Origin of the sequence: Streptomyces sp. NPDC091371 (genome assembly GCF_040684275.1) — a bacterium.
Classification (GTDB): Bacteria; Actinomycetota; Actinomycetes; order Streptomycetales; family Streptomycetaceae; genus Streptomyces.
The window spans coordinates 324,947-348,602 of the sequence record NZ_JBFBFP010000001.1 but is presented as its reverse complement, the minus strand read 5'-3'; the positions used below and the strand labels follow the sequence as shown (position 1 = coordinate 348,602).

General features: G+C 71.2%; 20 protein-coding genes and 1 pseudogene. 7 read left to right on the top strand and 14 right to left on the bottom strand.

Going from position 1 to position 23,656, the window contains the following annotated elements; all coding sequences use genetic code 11:
* Nucleotides 1–74: 74 nt before the first annotated feature.
* From pyrE to AB0O21_RS01735, 5 genes are all read right to left on the bottom strand, one after another.
* Nucleotides 75–614, bottom strand: coding sequence for an orotate phosphoribosyltransferase (gene pyrE, locus AB0O21_RS01755; RefSeq protein WP_365164906.1), 540 nt, complete (start codon nucleotides 612–614; stop codon nucleotides 75–77).
* Between the two features lie 21 nt (nucleotides 615–635).
* Nucleotides 636–1,424 (bottom strand): aldose 1-epimerase, encoded by a 789-nt coding sequence (locus AB0O21_RS01750; protein ID WP_365164904.1) that lies wholly within the window; start codon nucleotides 1,422–1,424, stop codon nucleotides 636–638.
* Nucleotides 1,425–1,453: 29 nt separating this feature from the next.
* A complete protein-coding gene (locus tag AB0O21_RS01745) occupies nucleotides 1,454–2,320 on the bottom strand; it encodes an SRPBCC domain-containing protein (protein WP_365164902.1) in 867 nt (288 codons plus the stop codon).
* A gap of 32 nt (nucleotides 2,321–2,352) precedes the next feature.
* A complete protein-coding gene (locus AB0O21_RS01740) occupies nucleotides 2,353–3,996 on the bottom strand; it encodes a polyamine aminopropyltransferase (RefSeq protein ID WP_365164900.1) in 1,644 nt (547 codons plus the stop codon).
* 123 nt (nucleotides 3,997–4,119) lie between these two features.
* A complete protein-coding gene (locus AB0O21_RS01735) occupies nucleotides 4,120–4,665 on the bottom strand; it encodes a DUF2617 family protein (RefSeq protein WP_365164897.1) in 546 nt (181 codons plus the stop codon).
* A gap of 683 nt (nucleotides 4,666–5,348) precedes the next feature.
* Here AB0O21_RS01735 and AB0O21_RS01730 point away from each other — a divergent pair.
* Nucleotides 5,349–6,530, top strand: coding sequence for a pyridoxal phosphate-dependent aminotransferase (locus AB0O21_RS01730; protein WP_365164896.1), 1,182 nt, complete (start codon nucleotides 5,349–5,351; stop codon nucleotides 6,528–6,530).
* 118 nt (nucleotides 6,531–6,648) lie between these two features.
* Nucleotides 6,649–7,839, top strand: a complete 1,191-nt coding sequence (locus tag AB0O21_RS01725; RefSeq protein ID WP_365164894.1) for a hypothetical protein — start codon at nucleotides 6,649–6,651, stop codon at nucleotides 7,837–7,839.
* A 3-nt stretch (nucleotides 7,840–7,842) separates the two neighbouring features.
* Here the strand turns inward: AB0O21_RS01725 and AB0O21_RS01720 are convergent, their stop codons facing one another.
* Nucleotides 7,843–8,385, bottom strand: coding sequence for a YbjN domain-containing protein (locus AB0O21_RS01720; RefSeq protein WP_365164892.1), 543 nt, complete (start codon nucleotides 8,383–8,385; stop codon nucleotides 7,843–7,845).
* A gap of 150 nt (nucleotides 8,386–8,535) precedes the next feature.
* On the bottom strand, nucleotides 8,536–11,127 hold the full coding sequence (gene clpB / locus AB0O21_RS01715) for an ATP-dependent chaperone ClpB (RefSeq protein WP_365164890.1): 2,592 nt from the start codon (nucleotides 11,125–11,127) through the stop codon (nucleotides 8,536–8,538).
* A 110-nt stretch (nucleotides 11,128–11,237) separates the two neighbouring features.
* Here clpB and AB0O21_RS01710 point away from each other — a divergent pair, with 110 nt between their 5' ends.
* On the top strand, nucleotides 11,238–11,651 hold the full coding sequence (locus AB0O21_RS01710) for a TIGR03618 family F420-dependent PPOX class oxidoreductase (protein WP_365164888.1): 414 nt from the start codon (nucleotides 11,238–11,240) through the stop codon (nucleotides 11,649–11,651).
* A gap of 144 nt (nucleotides 11,652–11,795) precedes the next feature.
* Here AB0O21_RS01710 and AB0O21_RS01705 read toward each other — a convergent pair whose 3' ends face one another.
* Together AB0O21_RS01705 and AB0O21_RS01700 are read right to left on the bottom strand one after the other, a co-directional pair.
* Nucleotides 11,796–12,110: a (2Fe-2S)-binding protein gene (locus AB0O21_RS01705; RefSeq protein WP_365164885.1), complete on the bottom strand. Its 315-nt coding sequence runs from the start codon at nucleotides 12,108–12,110 to the stop codon at nucleotides 11,796–11,798.
* Nucleotides 12,107–12,334, bottom strand: coding sequence for a hypothetical protein (locus AB0O21_RS01700; protein ID WP_365164883.1), 228 nt, complete (start codon nucleotides 12,332–12,334; stop codon nucleotides 12,107–12,109). Before AB0O21_RS01700 ends, AB0O21_RS01705 begins: the two co-directional genes overlap by 4 nt.
* 102 nt (nucleotides 12,335–12,436) lie before the next feature.
* Between AB0O21_RS01700 and AB0O21_RS01695 the strand changes: the two genes are divergently transcribed.
* Nucleotides 12,437–13,450, top strand: a complete 1,014-nt coding sequence (locus AB0O21_RS01695) for a helix-turn-helix transcriptional regulator (RefSeq protein WP_365164881.1) — start codon at nucleotides 12,437–12,439, stop codon at nucleotides 13,448–13,450.
* A 108-nt stretch (nucleotides 13,451–13,558) separates the two neighbouring features.
* Here AB0O21_RS01695 and AB0O21_RS01690 read toward each other — a convergent pair whose 3' ends face one another.
* The 4 genes from AB0O21_RS01690 to dnaK are packed head-to-tail and all read right to left on the bottom strand — an operon-like array spanning nucleotide 13,559 to nucleotide 17,768.
* Nucleotides 13,559–14,029, bottom strand: a complete 471-nt coding sequence (locus AB0O21_RS01690) for a helix-turn-helix domain-containing protein (protein ID WP_365164878.1) — start codon at nucleotides 14,027–14,029, stop codon at nucleotides 13,559–13,561.
* Nucleotides 14,030–14,031: 2 nt separating this feature from the next.
* A complete protein-coding gene (gene dnaJ / locus AB0O21_RS01685; RefSeq protein ID WP_365164875.1) occupies nucleotides 14,032–15,219 on the bottom strand; it encodes a molecular chaperone DnaJ in 1,188 nt (395 codons plus the stop codon).
* Nucleotides 15,220–15,258: 39 nt separating this feature from the next.
* On the bottom strand, nucleotides 15,259–15,924 hold the full coding sequence (grpE, locus tag AB0O21_RS01680; RefSeq protein WP_365164873.1) for a nucleotide exchange factor GrpE: 666 nt from the start codon (nucleotides 15,922–15,924) through the stop codon (nucleotides 15,259–15,261).
* The gene (gene dnaK / locus AB0O21_RS01675; RefSeq protein ID WP_365164870.1) at nucleotides 15,924–17,768 is read right to left on the bottom strand and encodes a molecular chaperone DnaK; all 1,845 of its coding nucleotides are present in this window, start codon (nucleotides 17,766–17,768) and stop codon (nucleotides 15,924–15,926) included. The genes grpE and dnaK overlap by 1 nt, the downstream gene beginning before the upstream one ends.
* Nucleotides 17,769–18,057: 289 nt before the next feature.
* On the opposite strand from dnaK, the gene AB0O21_RS01670 reads away from it, so the two are divergent.
* Together AB0O21_RS01670 and AB0O21_RS01665 are read left to right on the top strand one after the other, a co-directional pair.
* Nucleotides 18,058–18,588 (top strand): sugar transferase, encoded by a 531-nt coding sequence (locus AB0O21_RS01670; RefSeq protein ID WP_365164867.1) that lies wholly within the window; start codon nucleotides 18,058–18,060, stop codon nucleotides 18,586–18,588.
* Nucleotides 18,589–18,698: 110 nt separating this feature from the next.
* A pseudogene (locus tag AB0O21_RS01665) lies at nucleotides 18,699–20,900 on the top strand ((Fe-S)-binding protein); the annotation flags it as partial.
* A 561-nt stretch (nucleotides 20,901–21,461) separates the two neighbouring features.
* Here the strand turns inward: AB0O21_RS01665 and AB0O21_RS01660 are convergent.
* Nucleotides 21,462–22,448, bottom strand: a complete 987-nt coding sequence (locus AB0O21_RS01660; protein ID WP_365164864.1) for a hypothetical protein — start codon at nucleotides 22,446–22,448, stop codon at nucleotides 21,462–21,464.
* Between the two features lie 266 nt (nucleotides 22,449–22,714).
* Between AB0O21_RS01660 and AB0O21_RS01655 the strand changes: the two genes are divergently transcribed.
* Nucleotides 22,715–23,614, top strand: a complete 900-nt coding sequence (locus tag AB0O21_RS01655) for a Yip1 family protein (RefSeq protein WP_365164862.1) — start codon at nucleotides 22,715–22,717, stop codon at nucleotides 23,612–23,614.
* Nucleotides 23,615–23,656: the final 42 nt, after the last annotated feature.

The following is a 23,656-nucleotide window of genomic DNA, read 5'->3' as shown; positions in this document are numbered from 1 at the left end:
CGGGACTTCTCGGGACCTTGGTCACCAGTAGTCCCGGGCCGGGGGCCGGCCCCGGCGCGCTGCCCGGCTCTGCCTTAGGAGAGGCCGAGGTCCCCGAGCTGGTAGCCCGTGAGGTACGGCAGGCCCGCTTCGGCGATGGCGTCGGCCGCGCCGCGGTCGACGATCGTGGCGACCGCGACGACCTCGCCGCCGGCCTCGCGGACGGCCTCGACGGCCGTCAGCGGAGAGCCGCCCGTGGTGGAGGTGTCCTCGACGACCAGGCAGCGCTTGCCCTTGACGTCGGTGCCCTCGATGCGGCGCTGCATGCCGTGGGCCTTCTGCGCCTTGCGGACGACGAAGGCGTCCAGGCGCTGACCGCGCGCGGCGGAAGCGTGCAGCATCGAGGTCGCGACCGGGTCGGCGCCCAGGGTCAGACCGCCGACGCAGTCGAAGTCGAGCTCGGCGGTCAGGTCGAGCATGACCTGGCCGACCAGGGGGGCCGCCTCGCCGTCGAGGGTGACCCGGCGGAGGTCGATGTAGTAGTCGGCCTCACGGCCGGAGGAAAGGATCACCTTGCCGTGCACGACGGCCTTGTCCTTGATCTGCTGCAGAAGCGCATCGCGTACGTCACTCATACCGACGAGCTTAATTGCGCGCTAGGAGAGCCGCCGCCAGGTCCACGTCGTGGAGATCTCCAGCGGGTCCACCGGGGTGACCAGGCGCGGGAGGGTGTTCAGCCCGTTCGGCGGGCCGGACTGCGGCTCCACGCACACGGCCTCGGGCTCCTCGTCGTAGACGACCACCCACTCGGCCCGGCTGGTCAGCCTCAGCTCCAGTGCCCCGGGCCAGGTGAGGGTGACGTCGACCCCGTCGGGCATGCCGAAGCAGTCGTCCCAGGGGCCGGGCTGGGGCTCGATGCGGTGGCCGTTGGGGAGGTGGTCGGCGCCGCGCTGCTCCTGCCAGGCGGCATCGAAGGCGACCTGGACCTCCCCGCCGCCGGGGGTGAGCTCGCGCCGGAACCAGGGGTGCCAGCCGGCTTGGGCCGGGAAGGAGTCCCCGTAGGTCTCGACGCCCATGGTGAGGGTCAGGGAGTCCTCGGCGAGCTCGAAGACCTGGGTGACCTTGCCGGGGTAGGGCCACGGTTCGGCGAGGTCGTAGGTGAACGAGGCCTCGGTCGCGGTGGCCCCGGCCGGGCGCCAGGGCGCGTCGCGGCCGAAGCCGTGGAGGGCGTGCGGCGGGTGGTTGACCGGCATCTGGTGGAGGGTCGCGCCGTCGCGGAACCGGCCGTTCTCGATCCGGCCGCACCACGGGACCATCGGGAACGCCCCGTACCTCGGGCCCTGGCGCAGCAGCTCGGCGCCGTCGATGCGCAGGCTGCTGATCCGGCAGCCGTTCTCCTGGTCGACGGTCAGCTCGGCGCCGCCGGCCTTCAGTTGCGTAGTCATGCGACCGAGATTAGGGGGTGTGGCCCGGGCTAACGGCGGCGGCGCAGCGCCCGGCCGATGACGACGGCCGAGGCCAGCGCGAGGGCGGCGGCCGGGGCGATCCAGCGGAGGCTGTCCCCGGCGGTGGTGGTGGCCGGCGCGGGGACCGGGGCGTACCGGCCGCGCGGGGGCGCGTGGTCCACCTCCTCGGCACTGCGGCCGATCATGGTGCGGCGTGCGTGGGCCGCCTCGGCAGGGGGGCGCGGGGCGCCGTCGAGCTCGTCGAACTCCCCGGCGAGGTCGCCCGCGAGGTCGCCCGCGAGGAAGGGGTCGAGGGAGGGAGGGGGCACCTCGGTCTCGAAGAGGGAGGCCGTCACCTCGGTGCCGGCGTCCTCCGTGAAGTCCCCGCCCGCCTCGCCCTCGGCACCGCCGGCGGTCTCGGCTTCCTCCGCCTCGGCCACCGGGTCGGTGATCCCGGCTTCGCCGGCCCCGGCCGCCGCCGCCAGCCGGGCGGCGGCCCGGTCCAGGAGGCGGCGTACGGCGGTGGCGGCGGACTCCGGGGTGAACGCGGCGGCGCGCCCGTCTGCGGTGGCTCCGGCGGTGAAGTCCAGCCGGGTCCCGCCCGCCTGCGGGGTCAGCGTCACGTCGAGCGAGAGCTTGACCGTCCCGCTGCCCCGGGCCTCGGTGCCCTCGCCGTCCACCACGAAGTGGTCCGGGTCCCGCTCCGTGAGGGCCAGCGCCCCCCGGTAGGTCACGGTGTGCCCGTCGACCCGGATCTTGATGCGGCCGGCGAGCGGCCCGGACTCGGTGTCGGCGTCCTGCTGGAGCCCCGGTACGCACCGGGCCACCCGGGCCGGGTCGCGCAGCACGGCGCGGAGATCGTCTGCAGGTACCGGAACGAACACCTGATGCTCCATGCGGTCGAGCCTACCGACGAGAGCGCTCGGGGTCACGAATACCGCGGATGCGGCAGGGTCGACGGCGGAAGTCCCCGCATCCTGGTCCGCTCCGCGTCGCGCGCGGAGTCCTTCAGGGAGCCGGTGGACAGCGAGCGCAGCCCCGGCGTGTCGCGGTCCACGCGCAGGGCGGGCACCCGCTCGCGGGCGGCGAGTACGAAGCCCCAGTCCTGCGGCGGCGCGCCGGTCACGCCGAGCGGGGTGCGGTCGGGGCCGGCGGCGAAGCCCGAGAGGCGGCCTCCGGCGCTGTAGGGCGCGGTCCGCAGCCCGGCGGCACGCAGCGTGGACTCGACGGTCCAGTAGGCGTGCGGGCGGGTGGCCATCGGTCCGGCGTGCACGGCGATCCGGCCGCCTGGGCGCAGGGCCCGCGCTGCCAGCCCGTAGAACTCCTGCGAGTACAGCTTCGTGCTGGGCGTGATGCCCGGGTCGGGGAGGTCGGAGACGATGACGTCGAAGCGGTCGGCGGCGGCGGGCCCCCGCAGCCAGCGGAACGCGTCCTGGGTGACGACGCCGAGGCGCGGGTCCTCGTAGACCCCCGCGTTGAGCGCGGAGAGCATGGGGTCGGTGCGGGCGAGGCGGACCACCCCCGGGTCGAGCTCGACGACGGTGACCGAGTCGACGTCCGGGTAGCGCAGCACCTCGCGGGCGGCGAGCCCGTCGCCGCCGCCGAGGACCAGGACGCGGCCGTGCGGGCCGGTCATCGCGGGGTGCACGAGGGCCTCGTGGTAGCGGTACTCGTCGTAGCCGCTGACCCTCAGCCGTCCGTCGAGGTAGAGGTCGAGGGAGCGCGGTGAGCCGTTCGGGGGGCCGGTGAGCACGAGCTCCTGCACCCCCGTCTGCACGGCCACCCGGACCTCCGCCCCGTAGACGGCCCGCCGGGCGAGCCGCTCGAAGTCGTCGGCGAGGACGGTGGCGGAGGCGAGCACCGCGAGGACGGTCAGGTTCGCACCGATCAGCAGCCAGCGGCAGCGCCGGCTCAGGTCGCGGCGGAACAGCCACAGCACGAGGGCGCCGCCGACGCCCGCGTTGACGGTGCCGGTGAGCATGGCGCCGGTGAGCTGCCCGAGCAGCGGCAGCAGCAGGAAGGGAAAGGCGAGTCCGCCGACGAGGGCGCCCACGTAGTCCGCGGCGAACAGGTCGGCCACGGCCCCGCCCGCGTCCTGTCTGCGGATCCGCTGGATGAGCACCATCAGCAGCGGGATCTCGGCGCCGATGAGCACCCCGATGGCGAAGGAGAAGGCGACGAGCGCCGGCCGGGACTCGCCCAGCCAGGCGAAGCTGGCGTACAGGGCCATCGCCGAGAGCCCGCCGAGGAGCGCGAGCGCCGCCTCGATGGCGCCGAAGCCGAAGGCGGGCCGGCGCCGGAGCCGTTTGGCGAGCAGGGAGCCGACGCCCATGGCGAAGACCATGACGGACAGCACGACCGACGCCTGGGTGACGGAGTCGCCGATGAGGTAGGAGCCGAGGGCGAGCAGCTCCAGTTCGTATACGAGCCCGCAGGCGGCGCAGACGAACACGGTGGCCAGGACGAGGAGTCGGCCGGTCCGGGGCCGCACGGGCAGGGCGGCCGGGACGGCCGTCGCGCCCCTCGGCTCCGGAGCCGGGAGTACCCGGCGCGGGACGGAACGGTCGATCATGAAGCGAACCGTACGTCACCACCCACTCGCACCCGGTCACCCACATGGGTGCAAGTGGCGTACTGATCCAGCCAGTTGGCGTAACCACGGCGCTTACGTGCGGGCCCGGTCCGCCGGACACCCCTAGAGCAGCGCGGGCGATTCCACCGGCGCGGGCGGCGCGGCCGTCCGCACCCCGACCCGTGTGCGGGTGGCCACCAGTTGGCCCTCCTGCGGGTACGCGTGCCAGGTCCGCCACCGCACCTGGCCCTCGTGGCGTTGCGCGAGCATGGCGGTGAAGGCGTGCGGGCTGCCCGGGAAGGTCCCGGCGAGCCCGTTCGGATGGTCCGCCACCAGGGCAAGGAGTTCCTGCGCCCGCCCCGCGAACGACCCGCGGGAGAGGGTCTCGACCCGCGCGGCGAACTCGTACTCCCAGTCGCCCACCCGCTTGGCCACCCCGAGCGGCAGCGGTGTGCTGCTGCCGGGCATGCAGGCGACCGTCTCCGAGCAGAGCACCTCGCCCTCCTCCAGGAGCACCTGATGGGAGGCCCCGAGTAGGCGCAACTCCACCTTGGCGTGCGCCAGTTCGAGGTTCAGTACGGCCAGGGCGGGCAGCCGCTCCCGACCCAGGGCCCAGGCGAGATCGGCGGCACGCGTGTCGGTGTAGGAGGTCTGGAGGGTCGTGAGCATGAGTCGGCTCCGCAAACGCGCGAGGGAGATGGGCCGGGGCCCGCCAGCGGTAGTCAACGGGTGGGGGGACACCGGCACGGGTCCACAGGAAGTCCAGGGAGGTCCGAGGACTGGTCTACTCAACCGAGGGAATCATGAAAGGCACGGCACTCACAGCGTTTTTACCCAACTTGACGGGGTTTACATCCCCCCGGGGGCTCCACAGTTCACGTGTTCAACGATGGCCCGGAAAACGAGAGGGCGCCCGCCGGGAATCGATCCGCCGGGCGCCCTCGTTCCACGCGGTGTCCGCTGCCCCGTGTCAGCTGGAGCCGCCGCCGCACCCGCCGCCACCGCCCCCGCCCCCGCCGCACGAAGACGACGAGCTGCAGGATGAGGAACCTCCGCAGGAGGACGACCCGCCGGAGCCGCTGTCTCCCGCCCACCAGCTGTTGCTCGAACGCGAACCCGAACCCGAGCCCGACCACCCCTGGCGGAAGGAGCGGATCGCGATGCTCCCGAGAACGACCAGGACCAGCATTCCGATCGCGATGAAGACGAACTCCATGTCCGCCCCCTCTCTGACACCCCGGTCCTCCCGGGGAGCGGGATCCCCGCGTCCCGCGTGCAGGGGGGATGCCCGCAGGCCGCGCGGCCCAAAGCACACTTGAGCAAGTCCAGAGGTTGCCCCCAGGATGACGCCCATGAGCGCACCCGTGAGCAGCGACCGCCCCTTCCTGAACCGCCGCCTGGCGGCCTTCGGCACGACGATCTTCGCGGAGATGTCGGCCCTGGCCACCCGCACCGGTTCGATCAACCTGGGCCAGGGCTTCCCCGACACCGACGGCCCGGCGGCGATCGCCGAGGCCGCCTCCCGGGCGGTCCTCACGGGTCTCGGCAACCAGTACCCGCCCGGCCCCGGCATCCCGGAGCTGCGCACCGCGATCGCCGCCCACCAGCAGCGGTTCTACGGCCTGTCCTACGACCCCGACACCGAGGTGCTGGTCACGGCCGGCGCCACCGAGGCCATCGCCGCCGCCCTCCTCGCCCTCCTGGAACCGGGTGACGAGGTCATCGCCCTGGAGCCGTACTACGACTCGTACGCGGCCTGCATCGCGATGGCCGGAGCGGTCCGCGTCCCCGTCACCCTGCGCCCGCACGCCGGGGCCTTCGCCCTCGACCTCGACGAACTGCGCGCCGCCGTCACCCCGCGCACCCGGCTGCTGCTGCTCAACACCCCGCACAACCCGACGGGCACCGTCCTGACCGCCGAGGAGCTGGCCGCGGTCGCCGCCCTCGCCGTGGAGCGCGACCTCCTCGTCGTCACGGACGAGGTGTACGAGCACCTGGTCTTCGACGGCGTCCACACGCCGCTGGCCGGGCTGCCGGGCATGCGCGAGCGCACGGTCACCATCTCCTCGGCCGGGAAGACCTTCTCCTTCACGGGCTGGAAGGTCGGCTGGGTCACCGCTCCCCCGGCGCTGGTCACGGCGGTCCGCTCGGCGAAGCAGTTCCTCACGTACGTCTCCTCGGGCCCCTTCCAGTACGCCATCGCCGAGGCCCTCGCCCTGCCCGACGCGTACTACGACACCTTCCGCGCCGACCTGGCCGTCAAGCGCGACCTCCTCGCGGACGGCCTCGCCGCGGCCGGCTTCGAGGTCTTCCGCCCGCAGGGCACGTACTTCATCACCACCGACATCACCCCGCTCGGCGAGAAGGACGGGCTCGCCTTCTGCCGCGCCCTGCCCGAGCGCTGCGGGGTCGTCGCCATCCCCAACCAGGTCTTCTACGACGACACCGCGGCCGGTGCCACCCAGGTCCGCTGGGCCTTCTGCAAGCGGACCGACGTGCTCCAGGAGGCCGTGTCCCGGCTGGCCGCGCTCTAGGCGCGTCCACGTGTGCTTGCGGGGTGGCTGAGGCCGATGTGAAGCTGGCGGTCCGTACGTGCCCGAAGCCCTCACGACGGTGTGAGCGGACCAACGACGAGCCGGAAAGTCGGGACACATGGCAACGGGCAGAGCGACGGTGACCTCGTCGCCCCTGGAGATCCGCGCGCTCAGGGCCGTACGTTCGGCCGCACCGACCACCGTCATCGCGCTCGCGGTGTTCGCCGCCGTACGCGGGGCCGGGGTACTGGTGCTCACCATCGGGTCCTGGTGGGCCGGGCGGGACCCGCTGCGGGTGCTCGGGGTCTCCTGGGACTCCGTCTGGTACCTGGGGATCGCCGCCAACGGCTACGGGCGGACCCAGATGTGGCCCAACCCCACCACCGGCACCGGGTCCATCCAGAGCGACTTCGCCTTCTTCCCGCTCTACCCGGCGCTGATGCGGCTCGTCGGGTCGGTACTGCCCGGCGGGCTCATCCCGGCCGGGATCCTCATCGCGTGGGTCTCGGCCGCCGTGGCCGCCGTCGGGGTGTACAAGATCGGGGAGCGGGTCCTCGGGCCGCGCGCCGGGCTGCTGCTCGTGGGGCTCTGGGCGGCCCTCCCGCACGCCGTGGTGCTCTCCCTGGCCTATACCGAGGCCCTGCTGGCCGCGCTCGCCGCATGGGCCCTGTACGCCCTGCTGTGCGGCCGCTGGATGTGGGCCGCCGGCCTCGCCGTGCTCGCCGGGCTGACCCGGCCCACCGGGCTGGCCGTCGCGGCCGCCGTCTCCGTGATGGCGCTGCACGCCGTCCTCGTACGCAAGTCCCGCGCGCCCGAGGTGTGGGCGGCCGGGCTGCTGGCGCCGGCGGGCTGGGCCGCGTACGTCCTGGCCGTCGGGGTGCACGTGCGCGACCCCCTCGGCGGCTACTTCGCCGTGCAGCGGCACTGGGGGTCGAAGTTCGACTTCGGCGTCGGGGCGCTGCGCTCGGCGGAGCAGGTGCTGACCGGCGGGCACGTGCCGCTCGCCACCACCGTCACCGTGGTGGTGCTGGCCGCCGCCGGGCTGCTGGCGATGCTGCTCCTACTGGACCGGACCCCGCTGCCGCTGCTCGCGTACACCGGGATACTGCTGCTGATCACCTTCGGCGGGGCCGGCTACTTCGAGTCGAAGCCGCGCTTCCTGCTGCCGGCGTTCCCGCTGCTGCTGCCGATGGCCGCCGTCATGGCGAGAGCCCGGCCGCGCACCGCGATCGTGGTGACCGGGGTGCTGGCCGGGCTCGGCTACGGCTACGGGCTGTACCTGCTTCTGATCGCCCGCGTGCCGCTCTAGTGACTAGTTGTTGGTGCCCTCGTCGTCGCCTTCGCCCTCGGAGGAGTCGATCTCCTGCTCCAGGCCGAGCTGCTCGACGAGCCACTTGTCGAACTCGATGGAGGCGCGGACCCAGCTGACCGTGGAGGACACGAAGTGCTCCAGGTTGACGCCGGTGCCGATCAGCATCTGCGCTTCACCGATCAGACGGACCGAGCCGTCATCGTGGGTGTGGCTGTAGACCTTCGGCCACAGGGTGCGGCGGTTCCAGTCGTCGATCGACTCGAGAAGCTGCGGCTTCTCGTCGATCTTGTGCGGACGGTCGTAGAAGGTCCGCACCGAGAAGACCTGCTGCTCGTCCTCGCCGCGGAACATGAAGTACGTACGGAACTCCTCCCACGGCGCCGCGAGGTCACCCTCGTCGTCGACGACGTACTTGAGCTCCATCTGTTCCAGCAGCTGCTTGACCAGATCCTGGTCGGGGACGACGGGGCCCGCCGGTCCTGTGGCCTGCGGATCGGGCTGCTGCCCTCCGAAGTTCGGAATCGAGGCCGGGTCGATGCTCACCGTGTACTTCCCTTCGTGCGGATACCTGCATCCTCCCCCATCCCGCCCACCCCGTGTCCAGCCCCGGCACGGGCGATCCGCGCAGGGCGGACAGGAACCGGCCGCCCCCGGGTGTGGCCGCGCTGCTGGGGGCGGGCGGCGGGGGCGGAGTCAGAGCGCCTTGCCGACCAGCAGGTCCTCGCCCGCCACGTCCACCCGTACGGTGTCGCCGTCGCGGACCTCGCCGGACAGGATCTCCTTCGCCAGGCGGTCGCCGATGGCCGTCTGGATCAGGCGGCGCAGGGGGCGGGCGCCGTACGCCGGGTCGTTGCCCTTGTCCGCCAGCCAGGCCAGCGCGTCGGGGGTGACGTCCAGGGTCAGGCGACGGTCGGCCAGGCGCTTGGCCAGGCGGCCGATCTGGAGTTCGGCGATGTGGGCCAGCTCGTCCTTGTCCAGGGCGGAGAAGACCACCAGGTCGTCCAGGCGGTTGAGGAACTCCGGCTTGAAGGAGGCGCGGACCACCTCCAGCACCCTGGCCTTCTTCTCTTCCGCCGAGGCCACCGGGTCCATCAGGAACTGGCTGCCCAGGTTCGAGGTGAGGATCAGGATCGTATTGCGGAAGTCCACGGTGCGGCCCTGGCCGTCCGTGAGGCGGCCGTCGTCGAGGACCTGGAGCAGGATGTCGAAGACCTCGGGGTGGGCCTTCTCCACCTCGTCCAGCAGGACGACGGAGTACGGGCGCCTGCGCACGGCCTCGGTCAGCTGGCCGCCCTCCTCGTAGCCGACGTACCCGGGCGGGGCGCCGACGAGGCGGGCCACGCTGTGCTTCTCGCCGTACTCCGACATGTCGATGCGGATCATGGCCCGCTCGTCGTCGAAGAGGAAGTCGGCGAGGGCCTTGGCCAGCTCCGTCTTGCCGACGCCCGTGGGGCCGAGGAAGAGGAAGGAGCCGGTCGGCCGGTCGGGGTCGGCGATGCCGGCGCGGGTGCGGCGGACGGCGTCCGAGACGGCCCGGACGGCCTCGCCCTGGCCGATCAGGCGGCGGCCCAGCTCGTCCTCCATGCGCAGCAGCTTCTGGGTCTCGCCCTCCAGGAGGCGGCCCGCCGGGATGCCGGTCCAGGCGCCGACCACGTCGGCGATGTCGTCGGGGCCGACCTCGTCCTTGACCATCGAGTCCTTGGACGTCTCGGCCGCGGCCTCCTCCTCGGTGGCCTCCGCGAGCTCGCGCTCCAGGGCGGGGATCTCCCCGTAGAGCAGCTTGGAGGCGGAGTCGAAGTCGCCGTCGCGCTGGGCGCGCTCGGCCTGGCCGCGCAGGTCGTCCAGGCGCTCCTTGAGCTCGCCGACCCGGTTGAGGGACTGCTTCTCCTTCTCCCAGCGGGCGGTCAGGCCGCGCAGGTCCTCCTCCTTGTCCGCGAGGTCCTTGCGGATCTTGTCGAGGCGTTCGCGGGAGGCCGGGTCGGACTCGTTGTTCAGGGCCAGCTCCTCCATCCGCAGGCGGTCGACCGAACGCTGGAGCTCGTCGATCTCCACGGGCGAGGAGTCGATCTCCATGCGCAGCCGGGACGCGGCCTCGTCGACGAGGTCGATGGCCTTGTCGGGGAGGAAGCGGGAGGTGATGTAGCGGTCGGAGAGGGTCGCGGCGGCGACGAGCGCGCTGTCGTTGATGACCACCTTGTGGTGGGCCTCGTAGCGGCCCTTGAGCCCGCGCAGGATCGCGATCGTGTCCTCGACGGACGGCTCGGCGACCAGCACCTGCTGGAAGCGCCGCTCCAGCGCCGGGTCCTTCTCGATCCGCTCGCGGTACTCGTCGAGGGTGGTCGCGCCGACCATCCTGAGCTCGCCGCGGGCCAGCATGGGCTTGAGCATGTTGCCCGCGTCCATGGCGGAGTCGCCGCCGGCGCCCGCGCCGACGACGGTGTGCAGCTCGTCGATGAAGGTGATGATCTGGCCGTCGCTCGACTTGATCTCGGCGAGGACGGTCTTCAGGCGCTCCTCGAACTCGCCGCGGTACTTGGCGCCGGCGACCATCGCGCCGAGGTCCAGGGAGACGAGGCGCTTGTTCTTCAGGGACTCGGGGACGTCGCCCTTGACGATGCGCTGGGCCAGGCCCTCGACGACGGCCGTCTTGCCGACGCCGGGCTCGCCGATGAGCACCGGGTTGTTCTTCGTGCGGCGCGAGAGCACCTGCACGACGCGGCGGATCTCGTGGTCGCGGCCGATGACCGGGTCGAGCTTGCCCTCGCGCGCGGCCGCCGTGAAGTCGGTGCCGAACTTCTCCAGGGCCTTGTACTGGCCCTCGGGGTCGGGGGTGGTCACCCGCCGTCCTCCTCGTGCGTTCTCGAAGGCGGCGAGCAGCTTCTTGGCGCTCGCGCCCTGGGTGGTCAGGACCTCACCGGCCGCGCCGCCCTTGGCGGCGATGGCGATGAGGAGGTGTTCGGTGGAGAGGTACTCGTCGCCGAGCTTGCCCGCCTGGGCGTCGGCCTCGGCGAGGACGGCGAGCAGGTCTCGGGTGGGCTGCGGGGGCGCGACGGTGGAGCCGGTGACGCTGGGCAGGGCGGCGAGCAGCCGCTCGGCGCCGCCGCGCACGGCGGCCTGGTCGGCGTCGGTGGCGACCAGCAGGTCGATGACGTTCTCGTTGTCCTCGCCCGCGAGCAGCGCCAGCAGCAGGTGTGCTGGGGTCAGGTCGGCGTGGCCGTCCTTGACGGCCCTGCTGGTGGCCGCGTTCAGCGCGTCGCGGCTCTTGTTGGTCAGCTCGGCGTCCACTGCGTCTTCTCCTCTCCCTGAAGGGAAACTTTGACAGGGTCAGCGTAGGCAAAGTTGAGTCTATTCCACTCAAGGGGATTGCGGGACGGTCTGCCCGTACCCTTCGGGCCATGTCCCATGACGTACTCAACCCGACGCCCGAGTACCTCGCCTTCTGGCGGGAGCGGCACGTCTGCACGCTGACCACGCCCCGGCCCGACGGCTCCCCGCACGTGGTCCCCGTGGGCGTGACGTACGACCCGGAGGCCGGCCTGGCCCGGGTCATCAGCAACAAGCACAGCAAGAAGGTCCGCAACGTCCTGGCGGCCCAGGCGGTCGAGCCGGGCGGGGCCCGGGTCGCGGTCTGCCAGATGGAGGGGCGCCGCTGGGCCACCCTGGAGGGGCGCGCGGTGATCCGTACGGACGAGGCCTCGGTCGCCGAGGCGGTGGCGCGCTACGCCGAGCGCTACGGGCGCACTCCCTCGCCCAATCCCGACCGGGTGGTCCTGGAGATCACGCTGGAGCGGGCGATGGGCCGGGCGTGAACGGGGCCGGAAACCGGCCCGCGCATGTTGTCCCGTTCAACCACTGGACGCGGACGACACAACGGCGCCATCGTGGTCAGGTCCACGATGGCGCCGTTGTGTGGGGGTAGCACCTGAGCGATCTGCAACGACGGGGGAATCGCTTCAGGCACTGCGGGGGGTGGCGGTGGTGACGTCGGGTTCGAAGAGTTGGTGGTCCCGCTGATCGAGGTTGACGAAGACCATTCCGTAGCGCACCTCGCAGCGGACGGGCTGCGGTGCGCCGCGGGGCCGGCGCAGGCACCTGTAGGCACGTACGTCCTCGTCCTCCTCGCGCACGACGACGATCGGCTGCCCGAAGAGCGTGACGACCAGGGAGTCCCCGGGATGGGGGATCGCCGTGGCCAGATCGATGAACTGCCACCCGGAGCGGTACGCGGAGGCCATTTCGCGACGGAACCCGCGATCGTCGGGGGTCATACCGCGTTCTCCACCACGAGGGCGCTGGAATCGGCATCGACGGGGGCCGAACGCCATCCGCTGTCCAACGGCGCCGAACGCCATCCACTGTCCTCCAGCGGCGCCGCCTGGACGACACCGGCACCCCCTCCGGCTGCCCCCAGGGTGACCCCGGCAAGTCCCAGACCGGCCACAGCCGAGAAGATGACGGTGGCAAGCGCCGAGCGAAGCATTCTCTTGTTCATGGTCGGCTTCGTCCTCACTTGATGAAATCCTCTCCCCCGCCTGTCAGACGATGGCTTATTCAGGCACGTCACTGCCACAGGGACGATGCATCATGTTCTTGCATGTTCAGGACCCTGGGGGGTGGAGAATTGACCACAAAAAGATCAAAAGCGACACATCCCCACTCGGTCACGGAGTTGTGCGGTGAGGGGGCGCGGCTCTACACGAGCGCGCTGCGCACCGGACGCATTGCACGTGGGGACGTGGAATCCGCGCCTTGTCTGCTGGATCTCGCCTTGCTGCAGCCAGATCCTGATGACGCCAATTCGCTCCGCCCGGTTCCCCCGGCGGTCGCCCTCGCCCAGCGCCTGCACCCGATCGAACGGGAGATCCGCGACCGGCACCGCGATTCTCTCGAACTTTCCGAGGCCTTCGAACCATTTCTCGCCATCAGTGCGCAGAACCCGGCCAGCACGCACGCCATCACCGTGCTCGAAGGCTTCGACCCGATCAACGCCGCGCTCAACCTCGCCACCGCCGAGTGCCACACCGAGATGCTCACCATCCAGCCCGGCGGCGCCCGTCCGAGCCTGGAGCTGACGGAGGCCCTGGAGCGCGACCAGCCGCTGACCGACCGCGGTGTCCGGATCCGGACCCTCTACCAGCACACGGTCCGCCACAGCCGCGGCACGCTCGCCTACGTCGACCTGCTCAAGGCCGGCAAGGTCGAAGTGCGCACGCTGGAAGAGCTCTTCGAGCGTCTCATCATCTTCGACCGGACCGTCGCCTTCATCCCGGCCAGCGACGACCGCCAGGTCGCCCTCGAGCTGCGCCACCCCGGACTGGTCGACTATCTCATCAAGGTGTTCGAGCAGTTGTGGCACCGCGCCGTGCCGCTGCAGGAGGAAGTGACGTACCAGCACACGCGGGGCGGCATCTCGGGCGTGCAGCGCACCATCGCCCAACTCCTCATCGAGGGGCACGTGGACGAGGCCATAGCCCGCCGACTGGGCATGAACGTACGGACCTGCCGGGCGCACATCGCGAAGCTCGCCAGCACGCTCGGCAGCGGCAGCAGGGCCCAACTCGGCTTCCTCATCGCCCGGTCGGGGATCCTGGAGGACGAGGGCGACTGAGAGGCCCCGGTACGCACGCACGGGCCCCGTACGCGCGCACAGGCCCCGCCGGGAAGCCCGGCGGGGCCTGTGCGCGTGCGTGACGGGTCGTGCCCGGCGGCAGGGCCTTCAGTCGCCCTGGCGCTTCGGTGCCGGCCGCCAGACCACCAGGGCACTGCCCGGCTGCGGGGGCTGGTACGGAACCAGGTCGCGCCGGTACGAAGCGTGCACCTGGGCCTCGCGGGCCCGCAGGGTGGCCGCCGCGCCGTCCACCGCCGCCGAGAGCTCGGCCACGCGCTGCTGGAGCGCGGCGACCTGGTTCTCCAGCTCGATGATCCGCTTGATGCCCGCCAGGTTGATGCCCTCGTCCTGGGACAGCGCCTGCACCGTGCGGAGCAGTTCGATGTCCCGGGCCGAGTAGCGCCGGCCGCGCCCGGCCGTACGGTCCGGGGAGACCAGGCCGAGGCGGTCGTACTGGCGAAGGGTCTGCGGATGCAGACCGGAGAGCTGGGCGGCCACCGAGATCACGTAGACCGGGGTCTCGTCGGTGAGCTGGTAGCCCCCGCCCAAGCGGGAGGACTTCTCTCGGCGGCCGTCCATGGTCATGCTCCCTTCGCGGACTCGAACAGCACGGAGCGCGGGTCCTCGGACTCCGTCGCGTCGCGGTACATCTCCAGCGCCTCGCGCGCCTTGTCCGACAGCTGCGCGGGAACCGCGACCTCCACCGTGACCAGCAGGTCGCCGCGGGTGCCGTCCTTGCGGACCGCTCCCTTGCCGCGCGCCCGCATGGTGCGGCCGCCCGGGGTGCCCGGCGGAAGCTTCAGCGTCACCGCGGGGCCGTTCAAGGTCGGGACCTTGATGTCGGCGCCCAGGGCCGCTTCGGCGAACGTCACCGGCACGGTCACCGTGAGGTTGTCGTCCTTGCGGCCGAACACCGGGTGGGAGTCGACGTGCACGACGACGTAGAGGTCGCCGGCGGGACCGCCGCGCTCGCCCGGGGCGCCCTTGCCGCGCAGCCGGATCCGCTGGCCGTCGGAGACGCCCGCCGGGATCCTGACCTGCATGGTGCGCGAGGAACGGGCCCGGCCGCTGCCCTTGCAGACCTCGCAGGGGGTCTCCGCGATCAGGCCGCGGCCCTTGCAGTCCGCGCAGGGGTCGGTCAGCGAGAAGCCGCCGCCGCTGCCCCGCGAGACCTGCCCGGTGCCGACGCAGGTCGGGCACACGCGCGGCGTGCCGTTCTTGTCGCCGGTGCCCGCACAGGCCTTGCAGGGCGCCTGGGAGGACATCCGGAGCGGGACCGTGGCCCCGTCCACCGCCTCCGTGAAGGAGAGGGTGACCTCCGACTCGATGTCCTGGCCGCGGCGCGGCTGGGTACGGGTGCCCGCACCCGCCGCGCCGCCCCGGCCGCCGAACAGGCCGCCGAACACGTCGCCCAGGCCGCCGCCGAAACCGCCGGCGCCGGCGCCACCCGTCTGGGTGCCGCCGAAGAGGTCACCCAGGTCGAAGTTGAACGAGCCGCCGCCCGCGCCGGGACCGGGGCGGAAGCCGCCGTTCCCGAACAGCGCGCGGGCCTCGTCGTACTCCTTGCGCTTCTTGGCGTCGCCGAGGACGTCGTTCGCCTCGGAGATCTCCTTGAAGCGCTCCTCGGCGGAGGCGTCGCCCTTGTTGGCGTCCGGGTGGAACTCGCGCGCGAGCTTCCGGTACGCCTTCTTGATCTCGGCCTCGGTGGCGTCCTTCGGGACACCGAGGACCTTGTAGTAGTCCTTCTCGACGAAGTCCTTCGTGCTCATCCCCGGTGTCCCTCCTCTCGTGCCGCTACTCGTTCAACCTCAGCCGTTGTCGGCTGCATCCGCGTCCTTGTCGGACGACGCGTCGCCTTCCGACGACTCGGACTTGGGGGCCGCGCCCGGCTGGGGCTCGGCCACCGCGACCCGTGCGGGACGGATCGTACGCTCGCCGATCCGGTACCCCGGCTGCAGGATCGCCACGCAGGTCGTCTCGGTGACGTCCGGCGCGTACGAGTGCATCAGGGCCTCGTGGATCGTCGGGTCGAAGGGCTCGCCCTCCTTGCCGAACTGCTGCAGGCCCATCTTGGCGGCGACCGTCTCCAGCGATTCGGCCACCGACTTGAAGCCGCCGACCAGCTCGCCATGCTCCCGCGCCCGGCCGATGTCGTCCAGGGTCGGGAGCAGCTCCGTCAGGAGGGACGCGACCGCGATCTCCTTGACGGTGATCCGGTCCCGCTCCACCCGGCGGCGGTAGTTCTGGTACTCCGCCTGGAGCCGCTGGAGGTCCGTGGTGCGCTCGGTGAGCGCCGTACGGGCCTGGTCCAGCTGCGCCAGCAGGGCCACATCCTGAGCTGCTGCGCTCGCGTCCCCGGCCGGGGCCTCGGTGTCCTTGGCGGACTCGGCGGACCCGGCGGCCTTCGACTCCTCGGGCGTGCCGTCGGCGGGGACTTCGGGCTTCTCCTCGAAGCCCGGGGTCTCCTCCGACATCAGGCAGCGCCGCCCTTCGGCTTCTCGTCGTCGACGATCTCGGCGTCGACGACGTCGTCGTCGGCCTTGGCCTCGTGGTGGCCGTCGGCGCCCGCGGCACCCTGGGCGGCCTGCGCGTCGGCGTAGATCGCCTGGCCCAGCTTCTGGCTGACGGCGGCGAGCTTCTCGGTCGCGGTGCGGATCTCGGCCGCGTCCTCGCCCTTCAGCGTCTCCTTCAGCTCGGCGATCGCGGCCTCGACCTCGGTCTTGACCTCGGCCGGGACCTTGTCCTCGTTGTCCTTGACGAACTTCTCCGTCTGGTAGACGAGCGCCTCGCCCTGGTTGCGGGTCTCGGCGGCCTCGCGGCGGCGGTGGTCCTCGTCCGCGTACTGCTCCGCCTCCTGGCGCATGCGGTCGACCTCGTCCTTGCCGAGCGAAGAGCCGCCGGTGACGGTCATCTTCTGCTCCTTGCCCGTGCCAAGGTCCTTGGCCGTGACGTGCATGATGCCGTTCGCGTCGATGTCGAAGGAGACCTCGATCTGCGGGACGCCACGCGGGGCCGGCGGCAGGCCGGTCAGCTCGAACATGCCGAGCTTCTTGTTGTACGCCGCGATCTCGCGCTCACCCTGGTAGACCTGGATCTGCACGGACGGCTGGTTGTCCTCGGCCGTCGTGAAGATCTCCGACCGCTTGGTCGGGATCGTGGTGTTGCGCTCGATGAGCTTGGTCATGATGCCGCCCTTGGTCTCGATACCGAGGGACAGCGGGGTCACGTCGAGGAGCAGGACGTCCTTGACCTCACCCTTGAGCACACCGGCCTGGAGGGTGGCGCCGATGGCGACGACCTCGTCCGGGTTGACGCCCTTGTTGGCGTCCTGACCGCCGGTGAGCTCCTTGACGAGCTCGGCGACGGCCGGCATGCGGGTGGAGCCGCCGACCAGGACCACGTGGTCGATCTCGGACAGGTTGATGCCCGCGTCCTTGATGACGTTGTGGAACGGGGTCTTGCAGCGGTCGAGCAGGTCCGCGGTCAGCTGCTGGAACTGCGAGCGCGTGAGCTTCTCGTCCAGGTGCAGCGGGCCCTCGGCGGAGGCCGTGATGTACGGCAGGTTGATGGTCGTCTCGGTGGACGACGACAGCTCGATCTTCGCCTTCTCGGCGGCCTCGCGCAGACGCTGGAGCGCCATCTTGTCCTTGGACAGGTCGACGCCGTGGCCGTTCTGGAACTGCTTCACGAGGTAGTCGACGACGCGCTGGTCCCAGTCGTCGCCACCGAGGTGGTTGTCACCGTTGGTGGCCTTGACCTCGACGACACCGTCGCCGATCTCCAGGAGCGACACGTCGAAGGTGCCGCCACCGAGGTCGAAGACGAGAATGGTCTGGTCGTCCTTGTCGAGACCGTAGGCCAGGGCGGCGGCCGTCGGCTCGTTCACGATGCGCAGGACGTTCAGGCCCGCGATCTCGCCGGCCTCCTTCGTCGCCTGGCGCTCGGAGTCGTTGAAGTAGGCCGGGACGGTGATGACCGCGTCCGTGACCTTCTCGCCCAGGTACGCCTCGGCGTCGCGCTTCAGCTTCTGCAGGATGAAGGCGCTCATCTGCTGCGGGTTGAAGTCCTTGCCATCCAGGTTGATCTTCCAGTCAGTGCCCATGTGGCGCTTGACGGAGCGGATGGTCCGGTCCACGTTCGTGACCGCCTGGCGCTTGGCCACCTCGCCGACGAGGACCTCGCCGTTCTTGGCGAAGGCGACGACGGACGGCGTGGTCCTGGCGCCCTCGGCGTTGGTGATGACGGTGGGCTCGCCGCCTTCCAGAACGCTGACGACGGAGTTAGTGGTGCCCAGGTCGATGCCGACCGCACGTGCCATTTCAATTCCTCCAGCTGACTTGAGTGGAACAGACTCAACCATGACGCATCTCGGCGCGCACGTCAACAGAGCTGAGCCGACCCGACTCAACCTTTAAGTCGCCCTTACGCGCAACCCTGCCGCTGGAGTTTCAGCCTCGCCGGCGTTTGAGGCGCGGGGTCCGGGGCGGAGCCCAGTGGCGGCGGAGCCCCGTGGCGGCGGAGCCCCGTGGCGGCGGAGCCGCAGCCGAACGGGTAACCCCGCCGCGCGGCACCCCGGAAGCGCCGCAGGCGTACGGCAGCGTGCTGGCATGGCAATGTCCCTCATCACCCGGGTAGGGCGCCGGCCGGCCAGGCCGTCGGCGAAGCGGGTGGTCGACCTCCTCGGGGCGGCCCTCCTGCTGGCCCTGTGCGCCGCGCCGCTCGCCCTGGCGGCCGGGCTGCTCTGCGCGACCCGGGCCGGGCGGCGGCCCTTCGTACGGGAGCCGGCGGCAGGCCTGGCCGGACGGCCGTTCCGCACCTGGCGGCTGCGCACCGACGGCAGCGGCCTCGGCTCGGCCGTCGAGCGCTGCGGGCTCGACGCGCTGCCCCAGCTGCTCAACGTGCTCCGCGGGGAGATGTCCCTGGTCGGCCCGCGCCCCGAGCCCCGTACGGACCGCGCCGACCGGCTGCTCGTACGTCCCGGTATGACCGGCTTGTGGCAGGTCAGCGCGCGCTCCGACCTGCCCTGGGAGGAGATGGACCTGCTCGACCGGCATTATGTGGAGAACCACTGGCTCGGGATGGACCTGGCGATCCTTGCGCAGACCCCGCGGGCGGCCTTGCGGCAAAGGCTCGCCTGAGCGACACAGATCACCGCACGCTCGGCTACATTGCGGCGTCGGGAATGGGTAACCTCAAGCCTTGACTTCATAAGTTACCGCTTAGTAAGTGCCGCCCGAGGAGCCCGCCCATGCAACTCGCCGCGATCATCGTGTCGCTGGTCCTGACCGTGGTCGGCGTCGCGCTGATCACCCGAGCCGTGGCGCAGATCTACCGGTTCGTGCGGATCGGCCAGCCCGTGCCGGCCGGCAGTCGCACGGACGACCCGAAGGCCCGCAGCCTCACCCTCGTCCGCGAGTTCCTCGGCCACAGCCGGATGAACCGCTGGGGCATCGTCGGCTTCGCGCACTGGTTCGTCGCGATCGGCTTCCTGACGCTGCCGCCGACGCTGGTGCAGGCGTACGGGCAGCTCTTCCAGGCCGACTGGATGCTGCCGGTCATCGGCGGCTTCCTGCCGTTCGAGCTGTACATCGAGTTCATCGGCATCATGACGATCCTCGGCATCGCCGTGCTGATCGTCATCCGCCTGCTGTCGCTGCCCTCCCGGGCCGGCCGCAAGTCCCGCTTCACGGGCTCGAAGGCCTGGCAGGCGTACTTCGTCGAGTACGTCATCCTCACCATCGGCCTCGCGATCCTCACCCTGCGCGGCCTCGAGGGCGCGATCCACGGGGTGGACTCGTACGAGCCGGCGTACTTCGCCTCGTACCCGCTGGTGCTGGCCTTCGACGGCCTTTCGACCGCCACCCTGCAGAACGCCATCTACTTCACCGCGATGATCAAGATCGGCGTCTCGCTGATCTGGATGATCGTCGTCTCGCTCAACACCAACATGGGTGTCGCCTGGCACCGCTTCCTCGGCTTCCCGAACATCTGGTTCAAGCGCAACGCCGACGGCGCGAGCGCGCTCGGCGCGCTCCAGCCGATGACCAGCGGCGGCAAGGAGATCGACTTCGAGGACCCGGGCGAGGACGACGTCTTCGGCGTCTCGCAGGTCGAGCAGTTCTCCTGGAAGGGCATCCTCGACTTCTCCACCTGCACCGAGTGCGGCCGCTGCCAGTCGCAGTGCCCGGCCTGGAACACCGGCAAGCCCCTCTCCCCCAAGCTCCTGATCATGTCGCTGCGCGACCACGCGCACGCCAAGGCCCCGTACCTGCTGGCCGGCGGCGGCAAGACGATGGAGGGCGAGGAGAAGGCCTCCGCGGAGCAGCTGAAGGACGTCCCGGCGGCGGCGCTGGCCGAGGCCGAGCGCCCGCTGATCGGCACCGCCGAGGAGAACGGCGTCATCGACCCGGACGTGCTGTGGTCCTGCACGACGTGTGGCGCGTGCGTGGAGCAGTGCCCGGTCGACATCGAGCACATCGACCACATCGTCGACATGCGGCGCTACCAGGTGATGATCGAGAGCGCGTTCCCGTCGGAGGCGGGCACGATGCTCAAGAACCTGGAGAAGAAGGGCAACCCCTGGGGCCTGGCCAAGAAGCAGCGCGTCGAGTGGACGAAGGAGGTCGACTTCGAGGTCCCGATCATCGGCAAGGACGCGGAGGACCTCTCGGAGTTCGACTACCTGTACTGGGTCGGCTGCGCGGGCGCCCTGGAGGACCGGGCCAAGAAGACCACGAAGGCCTTCGCGGAGCTGCTGAACATCGCGGGCGTCAAGTTCGCGATCATGGGCGGCGACGAGAAGTGCACCGGTGACTCGCCGCGCCGCCTGGGCAACGAGCCGCTGTTCCAGCAGCTGGGCCAGGAGAACGTGGCCATGCTGAACATGGCGTTCGGCGAGGACGACGAGGACGAGTCGACCAAGAAGCCGAAGTCGGCGAAGCGGATCGTCTCCACCTGCCCGCACTGCTTCAACACCATCGCGAACGAGTACCCGCAGCTGGGCGGCGAGTACGAGGTCATCCACCACACGCAGCTGCTCCAGCACCTGATCGACGAGGGCCGCCTCACGCCGGTGACCCCGGTCGACGGCCTGATCACGTACCACGACCCGTGCTACCTGGGCCGCCACAACAAGGTCTACACGCCGCCGCGCGAGATCATGTCGGCCGTGCCGGGGCTGCGCCAGCAGGAGATGCACCGCCACAAGGAGCGGGGCTTCTGCTGCGGCGCGGGTGGCGCGCGGATGTGGATGGAAGAGCGGATCGGCAAGCGCATCAACAACGAGCGCGTGGACGAGGCCCTGTCCCTGAACCCGGACATCGTCTCCACCGCCTGCCCGTTCTGCCTCGTCATGCTGACCGACTCGGTGAACGGCAAGAAGAACGAGGGCCAGGCCAAGGAGTCCGTCCAGGTCGTCGACGTCGCCCAGCTCCTCCTGGAGTCGGTGAAGGCCCCCGGCCCGACGGAGGCGGAACTGGCCGAGGCCGCTGCGGAGGCCGCTGCCGCGGAGGCGGCGGAGATCGCTGCTGCCGAGGCTGCTGCCGAGGCTGCGGCCGCCGCGAAGGCCGCCGAGGCTGCGAAGGCTGCCGAGGCCGCCGCCAAGGCGAAGGCCGAGGCGGAGGCCGAGGCGGAGGCCGAGGCGGAGGCCAAGGCCGCTGCCGAGGCTGAGGCTGAGGCGGAGGCGGAGGCGGAAGCCAAGGCCGCCGAAGAGGCGAAGGCCAAGGCCGAGGCGGAAGCAGAGGCCGCGGCCAAGGCTGAAGCCGAGCCGGAGGCCGCCGAGCCCGAGGCCGAGGCCGAGGCCGAGCCTGTGTCGGCGGACGCCGAGGCGGAGCCGGAGGCCGGGGCGGAGCCGACCGCGGCGCCCGCGAAGGCCGAGCCCGCTCCGGAGGCGGACGCAGAGGCCGCGGCCGACGCGAAGCCCGAGGACGCCAAGTAGGCCCTTCACGCACCCGCACAACGCCGGAACGGCCGGTCCCCGCTCGGGGGCCGGCCGTTCCGGCGTTCGGGGCCGTCAGGCCTGGTCGGAGGAGCGGCTGCGCCGCAGCATGGCGAAGCCCAGGCCCGCGGCGCCGACCGCGGCCATGCCGCCGCCCGCGGCGAGCAGCAGCGAGGTGTCGCCGTTCTCCGGGGTGACCCCTTCCGCACCGGCCTTCACGCCGCCCTTCGGGACGACCTTCTCGCCAGCCGGCTTGGCGACGTCCTTCTTCACGTCCTTCTTCGGCTCCTTCTTCGGGTCCTTCTTCGCGTCCACCGTGTACTTCTCGATCAGCTTGCCGTTGAAGTCGTAAACCCAGCTGTTCCCGCCGCCCTTGCCGTCGATGACGACGAACTTCACGCGCTTCCCGTCCTGGACGAGCTTGTACGTCCACCCGTCGTTCAGCGCGCTCGGGTTCTTCAGGTCGATCGTGCCGAGGGCGTTGCCGTTCGGCATGGAGATCTCGACGCGCTTGCCCTTCGGGCCGTCGACCAGCTTCGCGATCCGCCCGTCCGGCATGGTCAGCCGGACCGAGCTCTCCTTCTTCACCTCGGGCTCCGGCTTCGGCTTCGGCTTCGGCTTCTCGCCGCCCTCGAGCCACGAGGTCACCGTGCCGTTCGGCTGGAGCACCACGTGCAGGCCGTTGTTCTGCCCGTACGCCGCGGCCGCGCCCTTGCTGACCAGCGTGTCCAGCTTCCTGGAGCCGGAGAAGATGTCCGCCTCGAAGTGGTTGTCGGCGATCTTGTAGACCTTGGCGACGGAGCCGTCGGCCAGCTTCACGGTGGTGACGAACGCACGCACGCCCGGACCCGGCTTGACCGGCGGAACGCCCGGGTCCACTGAGGGCTTCACGGACGGCTTCACCGACGGGTCCACCGCCGGCTGCTCGATGCCGGGCAGCACCTCCGCGTCCGGGACGGCCGGGGAGTCCGCGAAGGCGGATCCGACCGGGAGGGCCAGGACGGCGGCCGCGCCGGTGACGACTGCGGCGGTACGGAGGGTGGTGCGGCGGGTGCGGCGCATGACGGTGGCTCTTCTCGTTCTCGTTCGCGTTCGTTCTGGCGGTCAGTCGGCCGGCCGGGGGCTGTCGTCCGTCGACACTCACGAAGCTACGGACCCGATATGTGCGTATTCCGTAGAGAACGTAACGAAGGCCCGCAGACTGCAACGCAAACGCGTAAATCAGACAGCTCGGGGTTCCCCTAAGGGATGTCACAGCTCAGCCGCAAAGGGTGCGTGTTCCGGCCGCCCGGCCACCAGGCCTCGCAGGACCAGGTACGTTCGATCACGTGGCTGGATTCAGGATCGGACGCGGCCGGGACAACAACCGCCCGCCCCAACAACCCCCGCAGCAGCAGCCGTACGGTCAGCAACCGCCTCCGTACGGCCGGCAGCCCTACCCTCCCGCCGGCCCTCCGCCCCCGCAGCAGCAGTGGCCGCAGCCGGGCGCAGGGGGGCACGGCGAGCCCGAGTACTTCGACCCGTACGGACAGCAGCACCCGCAGCAGCCCCCGTACGGGCAGGGAGCGCCCGGCCCGGGCTACACGAACGACAACCCGGGGCACACCCAGGTCTTCGCCTTCGGCGAGGACCCGTACAGCCAGGGCGCGACCTACCAGGCCGGTGCGGCCGCGGCGGCGCCGGCCGGGCCGCGACTGCCTTGGAAGGAGCTGCTCCGCGGCATCGTGACCCGGCCCGGGCAGACCTTCCTCCAGATGCGCGACTACGCCGTCTGGGGCCCGGCGCTGACCGTGACCTTCCTCTACGGGCTCCTCGCGGTCTTCGGCTTCGACGACGCCCGCGAGGACGTGATCAACGCGACCCTGTCGAAGGCCGTCCCGATCGTCCTCTCCGCCGGTGTCGCCTTCGTCATCTGCGGCCTGCTCCTGGGCGCGGTCACGCACACGCTGGCCCGCCAGCTGGGCGGCGACGGCCCCTGGCAGCCGACGGTGGGCCTGTCGATGCTGGTCATGTCGCTGACGGACGCCCCGCGCCTGCTCGTCGCGGTGTTCCTGGGCGGTGACAACGGCCTGGTCCAGGTCCTGGGCTGGGCCACCTGGGTGGCGGCCGGCGCGCTGTTCACCTCGCTGATCAGCAAGGTGCACGACCTGCCCTGGCCGAAGGCGCTGGGCGCGTCCGCGATCCAGCTGGTGGCCCTGCTGTCGATCATCAAGCTGGGCACCCTGTAGCCGTACGGACGAAACGCACACGGAAAGGGCCCGCCGCGCGAT

Coding starts and splice junctions, on each gene's coding strand:
- pyrE (WP_365164906.1), bottom strand. CDS start 614: ATGAGTGACGTACGCGATGCGCTTCTGCAGCAGATCAAGGACAAGGCC.
- AB0O21_RS01750 (WP_365164904.1), bottom strand. CDS start 1,424: ATGACTACGCAACTGAAGGCCGGCGGCGCCGAGCTGACCGTCGACCAG.
- AB0O21_RS01745 (WP_365164902.1), bottom strand. CDS start 2,320: ATGGAGCATCAGGTGTTCGTTCCGGTACCTGCAGACGATCTCCGCGCC.
- AB0O21_RS01740 (WP_365164900.1), bottom strand. CDS start 3,996: ATGATCGACCGTTCCGTCCCGCGCCGGGTACTCCCGGCTCCGGAGCCG.
- AB0O21_RS01735 (WP_365164897.1), bottom strand. CDS start 4,665: ATGCTCACGACCCTCCAGACCTCCTACACCGACACGCGTGCCGCCGAT.
- AB0O21_RS01730 (WP_365164896.1), top strand. CDS start 5,349: ATGAGCGCACCCGTGAGCAGCGACCGCCCCTTCCTGAACCGCCGCCTG.
- AB0O21_RS01725 (WP_365164894.1), top strand. CDS start 6,649: ATGGCAACGGGCAGAGCGACGGTGACCTCGTCGCCCCTGGAGATCCGC.
- AB0O21_RS01710 (WP_365164888.1), top strand. CDS start 11,238: ATGTCCCATGACGTACTCAACCCGACGCCCGAGTACCTCGCCTTCTGG.
- AB0O21_RS01705 (WP_365164885.1), bottom strand. CDS start 12,110: ATGACCCCCGACGATCGCGGGTTCCGTCGCGAAATGGCCTCCGCGTAC.
- AB0O21_RS01700 (WP_365164883.1), bottom strand. CDS start 12,334: ATGAACAAGAGAATGCTTCGCTCGGCGCTTGCCACCGTCATCTTCTCG.
- AB0O21_RS01695 (WP_365164881.1), top strand. CDS start 12,437: ATGTTCAGGACCCTGGGGGGTGGAGAATTGACCACAAAAAGATCAAAA.
- AB0O21_RS01690 (WP_365164878.1), bottom strand. CDS start 14,029: ATGGACGGCCGCCGAGAGAAGTCCTCCCGCTTGGGCGGGGGCTACCAG.
- dnaJ (WP_365164875.1), bottom strand. CDS start 15,219: ATGAGCACGAAGGACTTCGTCGAGAAGGACTACTACAAGGTCCTCGGT.
- grpE (WP_365164873.1), bottom strand. CDS start 15,924: ATGTCGGAGGAGACCCCGGGCTTCGAGGAGAAGCCCGAAGTCCCCGCC.
- dnaK (WP_365164870.1), bottom strand. CDS start 17,768: ATGGCACGTGCGGTCGGCATCGACCTGGGCACCACTAACTCCGTCGTC.
- AB0O21_RS01670 (WP_365164867.1), top strand. CDS start 18,058: ATGGCAATGTCCCTCATCACCCGGGTAGGGCGCCGGCCGGCCAGGCCG.
- AB0O21_RS01660 (WP_365164864.1), bottom strand. CDS start 22,448: ATGCGCCGCACCCGCCGCACCACCCTCCGTACCGCCGCAGTCGTCACC.